The 13,990-nt window shown below is 73.2% G+C and carries 14 protein-coding genes; 8 read left to right on the forward strand and 6 right to left on the reverse strand.

Translation table 11 applies throughout. The annotated features are described in order from the left end of the window. Window positions 1–53: 53 nt before the first annotated feature. Together Sspor_RS35755 and Sspor_RS35760 are read left to right on the forward strand one after the other, a co-directional pair. Complete coding sequence (locus tag Sspor_RS35755) at window positions 54–470, forward strand: SRPBCC family protein (protein ID WP_202202802.1); 417 nt, start codon at window positions 54–56, stop codon at window positions 468–470. Continuing rightward, a complete protein-coding gene (locus Sspor_RS35760) occupies window positions 470–898 on the forward strand; it encodes a MarR family winged helix-turn-helix transcriptional regulator (RefSeq protein ID WP_202202803.1) in 429 nt (142 codons plus the stop codon). Before Sspor_RS35755 ends, Sspor_RS35760 begins: the two co-directional genes overlap by 1 nt. Window positions 899–940: 42 nt before the next feature. Here Sspor_RS35760 and Sspor_RS35765 read toward each other — a convergent pair whose 3' ends face one another. From Sspor_RS35765 to Sspor_RS35775, 3 genes are read right to left on the reverse strand one after another with little or no spacing between them, the layout of a single operon-like run. After that, window positions 941–1,621, reverse strand: coding sequence for an HAD family hydrolase (locus Sspor_RS35765; RefSeq protein ID WP_202202804.1), 681 nt, complete (start codon window positions 1,619–1,621; stop codon window positions 941–943). Window positions 1,622–1,666: 45 nt separating this feature from the next. Then, complete coding sequence (locus Sspor_RS35770; RefSeq protein WP_030713436.1) at window positions 1,667–2,146, reverse strand: Lrp/AsnC family transcriptional regulator; 480 nt, start codon at window positions 2,144–2,146, stop codon at window positions 1,667–1,669. 25 nt (window positions 2,147–2,171) lie between these two features. Then, window positions 2,172–2,933: a YoaK family protein gene (locus tag Sspor_RS35775; RefSeq protein ID WP_202202805.1), complete on the reverse strand. Its 762-nt coding sequence runs from the start codon at window positions 2,931–2,933 to the stop codon at window positions 2,172–2,174. Between the two features lie 71 nt (window positions 2,934–3,004). On the opposite strand from Sspor_RS35775, the gene Sspor_RS35780 reads away from it, so the two are divergent. Genes Sspor_RS35780 through Sspor_RS35790 form a run of 3 tightly spaced genes read left to right on the forward strand, consistent with a single transcriptional unit; the run spans window position 3,005 to window position 5,618 of the window. Continuing rightward, window positions 3,005–3,598 (forward strand): histidine phosphatase family protein, encoded by a 594-nt coding sequence (locus tag Sspor_RS35780; protein WP_202202806.1) that lies wholly within the window; start codon window positions 3,005–3,007, stop codon window positions 3,596–3,598. A gap of 51 nt (window positions 3,599–3,649) precedes the next feature. Further along, the gene (locus Sspor_RS35785; RefSeq protein ID WP_237404175.1) at window positions 3,650–5,182 is read left to right on the forward strand and encodes an APC family permease; all 1,533 of its coding nucleotides are present in this window, start codon (window positions 3,650–3,652) and stop codon (window positions 5,180–5,182) included. A gap of 10 nt (window positions 5,183–5,192) precedes the next feature. Beyond that, window positions 5,193–5,618: a universal stress protein gene (locus Sspor_RS35790; RefSeq protein ID WP_202202807.1), complete on the forward strand. Its 426-nt coding sequence runs from the start codon at window positions 5,193–5,195 to the stop codon at window positions 5,616–5,618. Window positions 5,619–5,667: 49 nt separating this feature from the next. Here Sspor_RS35790 and Sspor_RS35795 read toward each other — a convergent pair whose 3' ends face one another. The 3 genes from Sspor_RS35795 to Sspor_RS35805 form a co-directional block, all read right to left on the reverse strand. Continuing rightward, a complete protein-coding gene (locus tag Sspor_RS35795) occupies window positions 5,668–6,948 on the reverse strand; it encodes a cation:proton antiporter domain-containing protein (RefSeq protein WP_202202808.1) in 1,281 nt (426 codons plus the stop codon). Next, complete coding sequence (locus tag Sspor_RS35800; protein ID WP_202202809.1) at window positions 6,935–7,552, reverse strand: flavin reductase family protein; 618 nt, start codon at window positions 7,550–7,552, stop codon at window positions 6,935–6,937. Before Sspor_RS35800 ends, Sspor_RS35795 begins: the two co-directional genes overlap by 14 nt. Before the next feature lie 84 nt (window positions 7,553–7,636). Then, window positions 7,637–9,238 (reverse strand): tryptophan halogenase family protein, encoded by a 1,602-nt coding sequence (locus Sspor_RS35805; RefSeq protein ID WP_202202810.1) that lies wholly within the window; start codon window positions 9,236–9,238, stop codon window positions 7,637–7,639. Between the two features lie 176 nt (window positions 9,239–9,414). Here Sspor_RS35805 and Sspor_RS35810 point away from each other — a divergent pair, with 176 nt between their 5' ends. The 3 genes from Sspor_RS35810 to Sspor_RS35820 all read left to right on the forward strand — a co-directional run bounded on the left by Sspor_RS35810 (window position 9,415) and on the right by Sspor_RS35820 (window position 13,987). Beyond that, a complete protein-coding gene (locus Sspor_RS35810; RefSeq protein WP_202202811.1) occupies window positions 9,415–10,431 on the forward strand; it encodes an AfsR/SARP family transcriptional regulator in 1,017 nt (338 codons plus the stop codon). Window positions 10,432–10,559: 128 nt separating this feature from the next. After that, on the forward strand, window positions 10,560–12,071 hold the full coding sequence (locus tag Sspor_RS35815; protein ID WP_202204061.1) for an aldehyde dehydrogenase family protein: 1,512 nt from the start codon (window positions 10,560–10,562) through the stop codon (window positions 12,069–12,071). After that, a complete protein-coding gene (locus Sspor_RS35820; RefSeq protein WP_202202812.1) occupies window positions 12,068–13,987 on the forward strand; it encodes a non-ribosomal peptide synthetase in 1,920 nt (639 codons plus the stop codon). Before Sspor_RS35815 ends, Sspor_RS35820 begins: the two co-directional genes overlap by 4 nt. The last annotated feature ends 3 nt before the right edge of the window (window positions 13,988–13,990 follow it).

Genomic DNA, 13,990 nt, shown 5'->3' on the forward strand with positions numbered 1-13,990 from the left:
ATAGTCTGCGCACAGATAGTCTATGGATAGATAATCCGACCAGGAGGCCACCCATGTGGGAGTACGAGCACAGCATCGAGACCGGAGCCAGCCCCGAGGCGATCTGGCGGCTCTGGGCGGACGTGGAGAACTGGGGCACCTGGAACGCGGGAATCCAGAAGATCGAGATCAGCGGCCCGTTCGCGGCCGGTACGCGGATCACGATGACGCCGCCGGGGGAGGACCCGGTCCCGCTGCGGATCACCGAGGCGGTCGAAGGCGAACGGTTCGTCGACGAGGCCCGCTTCGGCGATCTGCTGCTGCGGACCGTCCACCGGATCGACCCCGTCGGCCAGGGCCGGATCCGGGTGCTCTACCGGATGGAGATCACCGGCGACGGCGCCGACGAGGCCGGCCCGCAGATCGGCCCGGGCATCACCGCCGACTGGCCCGACACGATGGCCTCGCTGGCCGGCCTGGCGCTTCGCTGATGCCCCTCAGCCCCGGCGAGAGCCCCGGGTTCCTGCTGTGGCACGCCACCTTGCGCTGGCAGCGCGACATCGCCGCGGCCCTGGCCCCGCTCGACCTCACCCACGTGCAGTTCGTGCTGCTCGCCTGTACCTGGTGGCTCAACAGCCAGGGCGAGCACCCCAACCAGCTGGCCGTCGCCCGCCAGGCCGGCACCGACGTCAAGATGACCTCCCAGGTCCTGCGCACCCTGGAGCACAAGGGGCTCGTCGAGCGGGAGGTCGACCCGGCCGACACCCGCGCCAAACGGCTGCGCGTCACCGACACCGGAGCCGAACTGGCCCCCCGGGCGATCGCCGCCGTGGAGCGCGCCGACGCGCAGTTCTTCCGGCCGGTGCCCGTCGGTGATGCGGTGGCCCTGCTCGGCCGTCTGGCCCGTCCCGAGTCCTGAGAGCGGCCTGCCGGGCCGTGCGGCGCCACCCGCGCGAGGGCGCTACACGGTCCGGCGGCGTGCGACCAGCCACTCGTACGCGGCGTCCGCGCTGAACTCCGGCTGCCCGCCGGGGAAGAGGAGCCCGGCGCAGGCGAAGGCCGCGTCCCCCGCGATCTCCGGGGTGTACGGGACCGCCACGCAGCCCATGCCCGCGGCGTGCGCGGCCCGCACCCCCGGCGCCGCGTCCTCGACGACCACGCAGTCGGCGGGCGCGGCGCCCAGCCTGCGCGCCGCCTCCAGGAACACGTCCGGAGCGGGCTTGCCGTGCGCGACCTCCTCGGCGGACACCACCGTCGTCAGCAGCGCGTCCAGCCCCGTGCCCGACAGCACCGCGTCGATCGCCTCCAGGGAGGAGCCGGAGGCCACCGCCATGGCCGCGCCGTCGGTGCGCAGCCGCTCGACGAGCCCCCGCATCTGCGGGTAGACCTCGGTCCGGGTGCGGGCCAGCTCCAGGTAGGCGGCGTTCTGCTCGGCGAGCAGCTGCTCGACCGGTGCCCGGATCCCGTACCGGTCCCGCAGGATCTCCAAGGTCTCCAGGGTGCCGATGCCGATGAAGCGGGAGTGCTGCTCCCACGTGAAATCGGGAACCCCGTGCCGCTCCAGGGTGCGGCGCCCGGACTCGTAGTAGTTCGGCTCGCTGTCCACCAGGGTGCCGTCGAGATCGAATATGACGGAAATCATCCGTTGAGCCCGTCCTGCCGATGGTGTTCCGTATCGGTAATCCTGTCAGGTTTTGCCGGCATTCCTGCCCACGGATTCGACCAGAGGCAGCAGCCGGTGCGGTACCCGCTCGCGCAGCGCCACCTCCGTACGGGTGCGGACCACGCCCGGGAGCTGGATCAGCCGCTGGATCACGTCCTCCAGGTGACCGTTGTCCCGGGCCGCCACGCGGGTCAGCAGGTCCCCGCCGCCGGTGATCGAGAAGGCCTCGATGATCTCGGGCACGGCGGCCAGCGCGTCACCCACGTCGTCCAGATGCCCCTGGGTGACCTCGATGTGCACGAACGCCAGCACCGGATGCCCCAGTGCGGCGGGGGAGAGCACCGGCCCGGTGCCGGTGATCACGCCCGTGCGCTCCAGCCGGTCCAGCCGTGCCTGCAGGGTGCCGCGCGCGACGCCGAGGATCCGGGCGTACTCACGGACACTGGTGCGCGGCTGCTCGATCAGCAGGCGCAGGATTCTGGTGTCGAGCTCGTCCACCGCCACGACCCGACTGTACCAATGGCCCCGTTCACCCCGGTCGTTCCCGGCCAGGGGCCTGGTCCGTGTGGAGCCCGGGCTGGCTCCGGTAGAGCAGGCCCACCACCAGCACCACCGCGCCGGCCGGCAGCAGCAGCCAGCCCACCGTCCAGCCGGCCCGCAGCAGCAGCGCCCCGAGGAACCCGCCGGCGAACATGGCGAGGACGGTGAGGCCGCGCAGCTTCCAGCCGGCCGTCCGGAAGCCGTAGATGTTCTCCCGCCCCATGGCCGAGGCGCCGAGGAAGGCGGTCATGGACCGGGTGACCAGCGTCGTCGGTACGCCCGGCACGTTCGCCCGCATGATCGTGGTGTTGCGCAGCCCCATCGCCAGGGCCAGCACCGCCGTCGCCGCCAGATGCCGTGGAGCCGGGGACCCGTACTGCGGAAGCAGCCCCCAGCCGATGGCCCCGGCGGCCAGGATCAGCCCCGCCTCGGCGATCAGACCGTCGACGAACCAGCGCCTCCCGCGGATCTCGGTCACGGACTCCAGATGCGACCCACAGACGACCCCGACGACGAACGCGGCCAGGGAGATCCCGGGAGCGAGCGTCTCCAGCCTCCCCGCCCCGGCCGCGCCGAAGGCCACGAACAGCACGTTTCCCGTCTGCATCGCCGTGAAGGCCGGCCCGAGCGCCAGCAGGCTCGCCGCCTCCACCGTCCCGGTCACCGCGGTCAGTGCGATCATCAGCGCGGGCATGTGCGGCGGGAGCAGCGGCGAACCGGCCGTCCGCCCGGCCTCCCGGTTCTCGTCCATGACGCCCGACAGTGACACGCCCGCACGGGTGCTCCGGCGCCGACATGCCGGAAGGTCGTAGGGTCCCAAGGATGAGTGACCTGTTGCTGGTGAGGCACGGCGAGACCGCCTGGAGCGCGAACGGGCGCCACACGGGACGCACGGACCTGCCACTGACCCCGCGCGGGGTCGAGGAGGCCATCTCGCTCGCCCCCTTCTTCCACGACAGCCGGCCGGCCCTGGTGCTGACCAGCCCGCTGCGCCGGGCCGCCGCCACCGCCGAACTCGCCGGGCTCACCGGCGGCGAGCCCGACCCCGACCTGTACGAATGGGACTACGGCGGCTACGAGGGGATCACCACGGCCGAGATCCGGCGGACGACCCCGGACTGGTCCCTGTGGACCCACGGCGTGCCGCCCGGCGACACCGAGCACCCGGGCGAGAGCGCCGCACAGGTGGGCGCCCGCGCCGACCGCGCCCTGGCCCGCGTGGCCCCCGTACTCCGTGCGGACGACGGCGACGTGGTGCTCGTCGCCCACGGCCACTTCCTTCGCGTCCTCACCGCCCGCTACCTGCGCCTGGAGCCCGAGCACGGCCGGCTCTTCCTGCTGCGCACCGGCACCGTGAGCGTGCTCTCCGCGGAGCACGGGCTCCCGGTGATCGCGGGCTGGAACACCCGGCCCTGACCGGGGCCGCCTCGCCTCGCGCGGCGGTGCCGTCTGCGTGACCATTCGTACATGGTTCACGAGTCGTACACGGACGACGGCAGTGCGGGTGCCGGACCGGAGGGCCAGGACGCGAGGCTCAAGGCCAACGCGATCGGATTCCTCGACGCGCTCGTCATCGGCCTGAACTCCACCTCGCCCGCCTACTCCCTGGCCGCCGTCCTCGGCCCGATCGTGGCACTGGTCGGCATCTACGCACCCGGCGTGATGCTGGCCTCCTTCGTCCCGATGCTGCTCATCGCCGCCGCCTTCTACTACCTCAACAAGGTCGACCAGGACTGCGGGACGACCTTCTCGTGGGTCACCCGGGCCATGGGCCCGTGGGCCGGCTGGCTCGGCGGCTGGGCCATCGCCATGACCGGCGTCCTCGTCATCGGCTCGCTCGCGGACGTGGCCGTGAACTTCGGCCTGCTCGCCGTCGGACTCGACAGCTGGGCCGCCAACGCCTGGATCCGGCAGGGCCTCACCGTCGCGGTGATCCTCGCCATGACGGGCATCTGCGTCATCGGCACCGAGCTCTCGGCCCACCTCCAGGACATCCTCATCCTCGCCCAGGTCTTCTTCCTGCTGGCCTTCGCCGTGGTCGCCTTCTACCGCGTCTACGCCGACACCAGCACCCTGGATTCGATCGAGCCGTCCCTCAGCTGGCTCAACCCCTTCGGCGCGGGCGGCGCCGCCCTGACCGGCGGGCTGCTGCTCGGCGTGTTCATCTACTGGGGCTGGGAGTCCGCGGTCAACCTCACCGAGGAGGTCGAGAACTCCGCCACCGCGCCCGGCAAGGCGGGCGTCTGGTCGACGGTGATCCTCCTCGTCACCTACCTGTCCGTGGGCTTCGCGGTCGTCGCCTACGCGGGCACCGCCTACCTCGCCGAGAACGCCGGCGAGGAGGAGGCCATCTTCGCGGTCCTCGCCCACGAGGTCATGGGCGGCTGGGACTGGGTGGTGCTCCTCGCCGTCTGCACCTCGGCGCTCGCCTCCACCCAGACCACGATCATCCCCGCCTCCCGCACCGCCCTGTCCATGGCCCGCCGGCACGCGCTGCCGCACCGTCTGGCGCACATCCACCCGAGGTTCCGCACCCCGGACGTGAGCACGTGGTGGGTCGCCGGAATCGCCATCGGCTGGTACCTCGTCGTCAACCAGATCAGCGAGAACGCCCTCCTGGACTCGCTCACCGCGCTCTCCCTGCTCATCGCCTTCTACTACGCGCTCACCGGCCTGGCCTGCGCCATCTACTACCGCCGCCACCTCCTCGAGAACCTGCACAACTTCCTGCTGATCGGGCTCGGCCCGGTGGTCGGCGCGGGCCTGCTGGCCTGGCTGCTGGTGGAGTCGATCGGCGACATGTCCAACCCGGCGAACTCGGCCAGCGGAGTCTCCTGGTTCGGGCTCGGCCCGCCGCTGGTCATCGGCATCGGCATCGCGCTCGTGGGCGTGGCCGTCATGTGCTTCTGGCGGATCCGGGACGGCCGGTTCTGGCAGGAGCGCCGCGGCGTCGCCGACCCGGAGCTCGTCCATGCCGGGAAGCGCAAGACACATCTCTAAGGGGTGTCCGATGTCCGTGGTCCTTGGATACGACGAGTCGCCGGGCGCGGAACGGGCCCTGCAGGTGGCGCTGGAGGTGGCCACCGCCTTCGGCGAGCCCCTCGTTCTCGTCTACGGCGCGGCCGCCCCGGGCCCCACCGGAGAGGAGTACCGCGCCCACCGCGAAGCCGTCCGCCAGGCGGGCCGCAGCGCGCTGGCGCACGCGGTGGAGGAGGCCGACGCGGCCGGGGTGCCCTCCACGGTCGAGGTGGCCGACGAGAAACCCGCGCAGGCCCTGCTGGACGCTGCCGAGCGCCACGGGGCCCGCGTCATCATCGTCGGCAGCTGGGGCGACAGCCCGATGCGCGGGGCGCTGCTCGGCTCCACCCCGCACAAACTCCTGCACCTGTCGCCGATCCCGGTGCTGTGCGTGCCGACCGGGCCGGAGGGCGTCTGAACAGCCGTCGTGCGGCTGGGGCGGACACCCTCCGGCCCCGGCCCGCCCCTCAGGGCTTGGAGAGGGCGCTCTCGGGCTCGGCCGTCGCCGGTGCCCCGCGGCTCACCTCCTTCCCGGCACGCAGCCGGGTCAGGGCCGGGCTGGTGACGGCCGTCGTCAGCAGAGCCATCAGCACCAGCATGGTGAACAGCTGCGGCCCGATGACGCCGAGTTCCAGACCGACGTTGAGCACCACCAGCTCGGTCAGCCCCCGGCAGTTCATCAGGGCGCCGATCGACAGGGCCTCCCGCCAGGGTCTTCCGCAGGCGCGGGCCGCGCCCGTCGCGCCGCCCCACTTGCCGGCGAAGGCGACGAAGAGGATCGCTGCCGTCCAGAGCCACAGCCCGGGCGAGGCGGTCAGGCCCCCGATGTCCGTACGCAGCCCCGTGTGCACGAAGAACAGCGGCAGCAGGACGGGCACCGTGAACGCGCGCAGCCGGGCCGCCGAGGCCTCGATGCGCTGCCCGGTGCGCGGGGTGACCACCCCGAAGAGGAACGCCCCGAACAGCGCGTGCACGCCGATCAGATCGGTGGCCAGCGCGGACAGGCTCAGCCCGCTGAACAGCGCCACCAGCACCGCCGCGTCGCCGGCCCGGTCGGCGCGGGCCGACCAGCGGGCCAGCAACGGCCGTACCGCGTACAGCATCACCAGCGTGAAGGCCACCGCGAGTCCGGCCGTGGTGGCCGCCTCCAGCGGGGACCCGGCCGTGGACAGGGCCACCACCAGGGCCAGCAGGCACCACGCGACGACGTCGTCCACGGCCGCGCAGGCCATCGCGAGGGCGCCGAGCGGAGTCCCGTACAGGCCCCGGTCGGCGAGGATCCGGGCGAGGACCGGGAACGCGGTGATGGCCATGGCCACGGCCATGAACAGGGTGAACGGCATCCGGCCCACCCCCTCGGGGGCGAACCCGCCGTACATCGCGAGGGCGAGCAGTGCGCCCAGGGCCAGCGGAAGCAGCATGCCCGCCTGGCTCACCGCCACCGCGACCCGGGTGTGACCGCGCAGGCTCTTCAGGTCCAGTTCCAGCCCGACCAGGAACATGAAGGCGAGCAGCCCGAGCTGCCCGAGCACCGAGGTGTACGGCAGTACGGACGGCGGGAAGAGCGCGTGCTGGGCCTGCGGCCAGAGCCAGCCCAGCAGGGAGGGGCCCAGCAGGATGCCGGTGGCGATCTCTCCCACCACCGGGGGCTGGCCGAACCGGCGGCATACGGCGGCCCCCGCCTGACTGGCCACGATCACCACCGGTACGGCGATCAGCAGGGCGGGCAGCGGGTCAGCGGACGACACGGGTACCTCCTTCGGGCGCGGGCCGCAGCGCGGCGGGCCGGTCGTGGTGGGCGGCCGGCTGCGGGACCGCGGCCGCCGCGGACCACGGGGCGTACCGGCGCAGCCCGTAGAGCAGGGGTTCGCGGTCGTCGCGCACGGTCACCCGGCGGACCTCGGCGAACACGGCCGTGTGGTCCCCGAAGCCGACGGTTCTGACCACGGCGCAGTCCGCGACGGCGTGCGCCTCCGCCGTCAGGTGCGGTCCGCCCGCGCCCAGCGGCAGCCGCCACTCGACGCGGTCGAAGCGGTCGGGGTCCCCGGAGGCGAACAGGTCCGAGGTGCCGCGGGCCCGCTCGTGCAGCAGGTTGAGGGCGAAGTGGCCCTCGGCGAGCAGGACCGCGAGGGTCGGGCTCGCCGCCCGTATGCACACCACGAGCGTCGCCGGTTCGAGCGCGACGCTCGCGAGGGAGGTGCAGGTCAGACCGTGCGGTACGGAATCGGAGTCCAGTGTGGTGACGACGGAGACCCCGGTGGGGAAGACGGCCATGAAGGGACGGAGGTCCGCCGGACGGCTCCCGGCCGACTCGTCCGGTGCGGCGGGAGGGGGCACGGAGCGGTGGGGCATGTCTGACTCCTGAGGTGGCTGAAGCAACTGCGGCCCGGCAGCCGGCGAAAGAGCCGTACTGCCGGGCCGTGGGAGCGGTGGGCCTTACGCGCCGTGCAGCCGGCGCAGGTAGTCGTAGGCACTGGGCAGGGTCTCCAGCAGGTTCTGCTGCTGGCGCTTGACCGTGTCGAAGAGGGGTTCGGCACTGGCCACCGAGTCCGGCCGGTGCGCCAGGGAGGGCAGCGGAGCGTCCGGCTCCAGGCCGAGGCCCGCGAAGATGCAGTAGTAGCTGCCGTTGGTCCAGAAGTTGCGGAACTCGGCCTCGAAGTTGCCGTAGTACGTCGACTCGTCGGTGATCGGCGAGTTGATGGGCAGGCCGGCCTTGTAGGCGGAGATCTTCTGCTGGATGTTGTCGGGGAGGGTCAGCTTCTTGTTGGCCTGCCAGAACGGCGTGTCGTTGCGCGGCGCGTAGAAGAAGTGCGCCTGGATGAAGTCGCGGGTGTCGTCGAACATCACCTCGATCTCGTGGTTGAAGCTGTTGATCAGACCGTCGTTGAAGGTCCTGTCCGGGAAGTGCTTGGCCAGCTGGTAGATCGCGGCGGTGATGAAGTAGATGCCCGTCGACTCCAGCGGCTCCAGGAAGCAGGAGGACAGGCCGATGCTGACGACATTCTTCACCCACGCCCGGCGGTTGCGGCCGACGCGGAAACGGATGTGGTTGAACTTCGTCACCTCGGGGTCCAGCCCCCACATGTCCGCGAACTCGCGGGTGGCGGTGTCCTGGTCGGTGAACCTGCTGGAGTACACGTAGCCGGTCCCGAACCGCCCCAGCATGGGAATCTTCCAGGCCCAGCCGGACGACATGGCGATGGCCGAGGTGTACGGCTCCACGCCGTTCGCCTCGTCGTCGTGCGGGACGGCGGTCGCCACCGCGCTGTCGCACAGCAGGTGGTCGCTCATGTCGATGAAGGGCTCCTCCATCGCCTGGTTGATCAGCAGGCCGCGGAAGCCCGAGCAGTCCACGAACAGGTCGGCGTCCAGGGCCAGTCCGCCCTTGGTGTGCAGCGTGGTCACATAGCCGCGCTCGTCCTGCTCGACCCGCACCATCTCGTCCTGCACGTGGTTCACGCCCTGCTTCTCGGTGCTGAACCGGCGCAGGAAGTCGGCCACCAACTGGGCGTCGAAGTGCCAGGCGTACCGGGTGGCCGGCCGGCCGTCGAGCCAGCGCGGGGCCTTCATCGCGTCCATCACCGGGGGTTCGCGGAAGCAGGCGTAGTCGAACGGCTCGGTCGTGCGGCCCTCGTACTTGCGCTTGAACCAGTAGTGCGACAGCGGAGTCTGGTCGTAGTCGGGGAGCAGCCCGAACGGGTGGTAGAAGTGGTCCGGACCGCCGCCCGGCAGCTCGCGGGCCGTCGACTCGCCCTGCCCGTCGGTCCGCCAGTTGACGAAGCGCACGGCCATCTTGAAGCTCGCGTTGCACTCCCGCATCCACTCGTCCTCGGCGATGCCCAGGTAGTCGAAGAAGGAACGCTGCAGGTTGGGCACGGTGGCCTCGCCGACACCGATGCGCGGGATCGTCGGCGCTTCGAGCACGGTGATGTCGACCGTTCCCTGCAGCGCCTTTCCGAGGTAGGCGGCCGTCATCCAGCCGGCCGTGCCGCCGCCCAGGATGACGACCTTCTGAAGCCGGGTGTCGCTGCTGGTCATGAAACAGCCCTCATTTCGGATTCGGCGGTTCGGGTGGTCGTGCTCATCAGTGTCGAAAAACGCCCTATCACCGCTCTACACGGTTCGGATCCGGCCGTTGTAGGGCCGTCGTAGAGCCCCCGGACACACTCCTCGCAGGCAGAGGGCGGCAGGCTGAAAACCACCGGGAGGACGCGATGACCACCGCAGCGAACGGGACGGCGGGGCCGGCGGTACGGGTCCGCTTCCTGGGCGACTTCGAGCTGACCGTCAACGGCACCCCCGTCCAGCGCTGGCGGGCCGGCAAGGCCCGTGGCCTGTTCCAGTACCTCGTGGTCCACCGCGGCCAGATGCTCACCCGCGACCGGCTCTACGCATCCCTGTGGCCCGGCACCGACAGCACCTCGGGCAGCTCCCTGAAGGTCGCCGCCCACGCCCTGCGCCGGGTGCTCGACGCCCACCCCGACCGCCCCGGCGACTCCGGGATCCGGCTCGTCTACCGGGACTTCGGCTACGTCCTGCACATCACCGGGCTGTGGTCCGACCTCGACCGCTTCCAGGAACTGGTGCACACCGGCCTGCGTGCCGCCGCGGCCGGCGACGCCCCGCTCGCCCGTACCCGGCTGCGGGCCGCGATCGGCCTCTACGGCGGCGAGTTCCTGCGCGGCGAGAGCGCCGACTGGGTCGTCGAGCAGCGGGAGTACCTCAGGGCGCTCGCCCTGCGCGCCCTGGGCGTGCTGCGCGCCGACGCCGAGGCCCGCGAGGACTTCGTGGAGCTGATCGAGGTGTGCAAGCGCACGCTGGAGATCGACCGCCACCACGAGGAGACCTACCGCGCGCTGATGGCCGCACACGGCCGGCGCGGTGAACTCGCCTGCGTCCGCCGCTGGTACGAGCTCTGCGCCCGCCGGATGCGCGACGAACTGGCCGTGGCACCCGGCCCCGAGACCCAGCGGCTGCTGGGCACCCTGCTCCCGGCCGCGGCGCGCGCCGCCGCCGTCACCGCCGCCGCCCGCGCCCCGGTCTCCGCCGTGACGGGCGCCCCGCCCGCCACCGTCCGCGCGCTGCGGCCCGCGGCGGGCCGCCGGGCCGGGACCCCCGCCTGGAGCGCGGACGCCCGTACGGCCGCGCCGGCCCGCCCGGTGCGGCGGGCCAGGCCCGACAACCGGGCCGCGGCCGCCCTGGCCCGTACGGCCGACCAGGCGACCGCGTGACACCGACCCAGCTGTTCAGCGAGCCCGTGATCCCGTGACCGAGTGAGGACCCCACCGTGACCGTGCTGACCGTGCCGACCGAGCCACAGGACTCCAGACCCGCCGGGGCCGAGCCCGACGCGGCCCCGCTGCCGCCCCGTTACACCGACCAGTGGATCGGCGGCGCCTGGGCCGCCTCCGACGCCGACGGCCGCCTGGTCGTCACCGACCCCGCCACCGAGCGCGCCCTGGCCACCGTGCCCGCGGGCACCGCCCGGGACGCCGACCTCGCCGCGCGCGCCGCCGCGGCCGCGTTCCCGCGCTGGGCCGCCACCCCGCCGCGCGCACGTACGGCACTGCTGCGCCGGGTCGTCGAGGCCATGGAGGTCCGGGCCGACCGCTTCGCCGAGACCATCACCGCCGAGGTCGGGGCGCCCGCCCGGATGGCCCGCCAGACCCACGTCGGACTCTCCCTCGGCATGGCGGCGCACTGCGTCGAGACCGCCGCCTCCTACACCTTCGAGGAGCGCGTCGGCCATTCGCTCGTCGTGCGCGAGGCCGCCGGGGTGGCCGCGTGCATCACCCCCTGGAACACCCCGCTGCTGCTCACCGTGCAGAAGATCCTCCCCGCCCTCGCGGCGGGCTGCACGGTCGTGCACAAGCCGAGCGAGATCACCCCGCTGCACGCCCGGTTGCTCGCCGAGGCCATCGCCGAGGCCGATCTGCCGCCCGGCGTCTTCAACATGGTCGTCGGCACCGGCGCCGCCGTCGGCACCGCGCTCGTCACCCACCCGCTGATCGACGTGGTCTCCCTGACCGGTTCCACCCGGGCCGGCCGCGAGGTCTCCGCGCTCGGCGCCGGCACCGTCAAGCGCGTCCACCTCGAACTCGGCGGGAAGAACGCGAGCCTCGTCCTCGACGACGCCGATCTGGCCGCCTCCGTGGCCGCCACCGTCGACCAGATGCTCTTCAACACCGGCCAGACCTGCCTGCAGTGGAGCCGGCTGCTGGTACCGAGGGACCGCCAGGACGAGGCCGTACAGCTCGCCGCGGAGGCCATGGCCGGGTACGTGACCGGCGATCCGCGCGATCCCGCGACCGACCTCGGACCGCTGGTCTCCGCCGCCGCGCACGCCCGCGTCACCGCGTACATCCGCCGTGGCGTCGACGAGGGCGGCGGGCGCCTGGTACACGGCGGCCCCGGCCGGCCCGCCGGCCTGGACACCGGCTACTACGTCCGGCCGACGATCTTCGCCGACGTGGACCCGCTGAGCACGATCGGCCAGGAGGAGATCTTCGGGCCGGTGCTCTCGGTCATCCCCTACGACGAGGAGGACCAGGCGGTCCGGATCGTCAACGGCACGCGCTACGGGCTGCACGGCGCGGTCTGGTCCGGCGACGGCGCCCGCGCCGAGGGCGTGGCCCGGCGCTTCCGCTCCGGCCTGGTCGACGTGAACGGCGGCCAGTTCAACCCGGCCGCCCCGTTCGGCGGGTTCAAGCAGTCCGGGATCGGTCGTGAATGCGGCACCGCCGGACTGGAGGCCTTCCTGGAGACCAAGTCGATGCAGCTCCCGCAGGGCACGGGCGGCCAGGTGGTCGGCCCGCGCCTGCGCGCCACCGCGGCCGCCCGCCCCGCGGACACCGAGAGGAACGACGGATGACCGACCGGCACGCCGAGTCCGCAGGGGCCACCGCCCCGGGCGTACCGGCCGACGACACACCGCCCCGCGCGGCCCGGGCCGAACCGGGCTCCGCCGCGCCGGGCTCCGACGCCCCGGCCGGCGGCGCACTCCCGCCGCTGTTCGCCCGCCTGGAGCGGTGGACCCGCGAACAGCCGGACGAGACCGCCGTGAAGGCCTTCGACGGCACCCTCACCTACGCCGCGCTCACCGCCCGCACCGCCCGGTACGCCACCGCGCTCGCCGACGCCGGAGTCGGCCCGGAGACCTCCGTCGGGCTGCTGCTCGGCCGGTCCCGGGAGAGCGTGCCCGCCCTGCTCGCCGTCTGGAGCCTCGGCGGTACCGCCGTCCCCCTGGACCCCGCGCACCCCGTCGAGCGCCTCGGCCGCGTCCTGCGCGACGCCGGGGCCGCCGTCCTGGTCGCCACCGAGGTACCCACGGGCCTGGAGCCCGGCGGGATCACCGCGCTGGCCCCCGCCGACGTGCGCCGCGGCGCCCCCGGCGCGCTCGCGGTGTCCGTACCCGCCCCCGACAGCTGCTCGTACCTCATCTACACCTCCGGCACCACCGGCCGCCCCAAGGGCGTCGAGGTCACCTACCGGGGCCTGGACACCTTCGTCGACGCCCTCGGCACCCTCGGCCTGCCCCCGGGCGGCCTCGGCCTCAACGCCGTCTCGCCCGCCTTCGACGGCTGGCTCTGGTGCACCCTGCTCTACCTGACGCACGGCCAGGGGGTCGCCCTCACCGACCTCTCCCTGGACGGGCTGCGCCGGGCCGCAGCCGAAGGCCGCGAACCGCTGTCCGCAGGCCTGCGCACCGTCTCCCTCACCCCGTCGCTGCTCGCCGCGCACGGCGCCGGGATCGACTCCGCCGAGGTGGTGGTGGTCGCCGGGGAGGCCTGCCCCGCCGCGCTGGCCGAGCGGTTCGCCCGCGGCCGCCGGCTGCTCAACGTGTACGGGCCGACGGAGGTGACCATCGCCGCGACCTGGGCCGACAGCCGACGAGGGGACGACGTGACCACCATCGGACGACCGCTGCCCGGCTACCGCGCGTACGTGCTCGACGACGAGCTCCGCCCGGTGCCCGCCGGTACCGAGGGCGAGCTCTACCTCGGCGGCCCCGCCGTCGCGCGCGGCTACCGGGGCCGCCCCGGACTCACCGCGAGCCGCTTCCTGCCCGATCCCTTCCAGGGCGGCGGCACCCGCATGTACCGCACCGGCGACGTGGTGATCCGGCGTCCCGGCGGCGAACTGGAGTACCGGGGCCGACGCGACGACCAGGTGAAGATCCGCGGCCACCGCATCGAACTGGGCGAGGTGGAGCGGATCGCCGCCGAACTCCCCGAGGTCGTCGCCGCCGCCTGCTGCCCGCTCGCCGGGGGGCAGACCCTCGGCCTCGCCGTGGTCGCGGCCCCCGGCGCCGACCCGGCCGGCCTCGCCGACCTGGTCGTGGAACGCTGCCGCAAGCAGCTGCCCGCGGCCGCGGTGCCCGGAACCGTACGGGTGCTCGAGCGCATCCCGACCCTCAGCACAGGCAAGGCCGACCGCGAAGCACTGGCCAAGGCCCTGGCGGCGCCGGAACAGCCGCCCGGCACACCGGTGGTGGCCCAGGGCGCCGGCCCGACCCCGAGCGAGCGCATCGTGATGGCCGTCTGGGCCGACGTGCTCGCCACCGAGGTCCCCGGCCCCGACGCGGACTTCTTCGAGCTGGGCGGCCACTCCCTGGCCGCCGCCCGCGCGGTGTCCGAACTGCGCCGCGTCACCGGACTGCGCGTCGGCCTCGGCGCGCTGCTGGCCGAACCGACCGCCCGGCACTTCGCCGCCGAACTCGACCGGCTCTCCGCCGAACGGGAGGCATCCGCCGCCGACCCGGCCGCCGACTCCGCCGAAGGAGCCTGAGCC

The sequence above is a fragment of the Streptomyces spororaveus genome, assembly GCF_016755875.1.
Classification (GTDB): domain Bacteria; phylum Actinomycetota; class Actinomycetes; order Streptomycetales; family Streptomycetaceae; genus Streptomyces; species Streptomyces spororaveus.

Excerpts from the sequence above, each read along its gene's own strand:
- Sspor_RS35755 (WP_202202802.1), top strand. The coding sequence starts at position 54 with ATGTGGGAGTACGAGCACAGCATCGAGACCGGAGCCAGCCCCGAGGCG.
- Sspor_RS35760 (WP_202202803.1), top strand. The coding sequence starts at position 470 with ATGCCCCTCAGCCCCGGCGAGAGCCCCGGGTTCCTGCTGTGGCACGCC.
- Sspor_RS35765 (WP_202202804.1), bottom strand. The coding sequence starts at position 1,621 with ATGATTTCCGTCATATTCGATCTCGACGGCACCCTGGTGGACAGCGAG.
- Sspor_RS35775 (WP_202202805.1), bottom strand. The coding sequence starts at position 2,933 with ATGGACGAGAACCGGGAGGCCGGGCGGACGGCCGGTTCGCCGCTGCTC.
- Sspor_RS35780 (WP_202202806.1), top strand. The coding sequence starts at position 3,005 with ATGAGTGACCTGTTGCTGGTGAGGCACGGCGAGACCGCCTGGAGCGCG.
- Sspor_RS35785 (WP_237404175.1), top strand. The coding sequence starts at position 3,650 with ATGGTTCACGAGTCGTACACGGACGACGGCAGTGCGGGTGCCGGACCG.
- Sspor_RS35790 (WP_202202807.1), top strand. The coding sequence starts at position 5,193 with ATGTCCGTGGTCCTTGGATACGACGAGTCGCCGGGCGCGGAACGGGCC.
- Sspor_RS35800 (WP_202202809.1), bottom strand. The coding sequence starts at position 7,552 with ATGCCCCACCGCTCCGTGCCCCCTCCCGCCGCACCGGACGAGTCGGCC.
- Sspor_RS35805 (WP_202202810.1), bottom strand. The coding sequence starts at position 9,238 with ATGACCAGCAGCGACACCCGGCTTCAGAAGGTCGTCATCCTGGGCGGC.
- Sspor_RS35810 (WP_202202811.1), top strand. The coding sequence starts at position 9,415 with ATGACCACCGCAGCGAACGGGACGGCGGGGCCGGCGGTACGGGTCCGC.
- Sspor_RS35820 (WP_202202812.1), top strand. The coding sequence starts at position 12,068 with ATGACCGACCGGCACGCCGAGTCCGCAGGGGCCACCGCCCCGGGCGTA.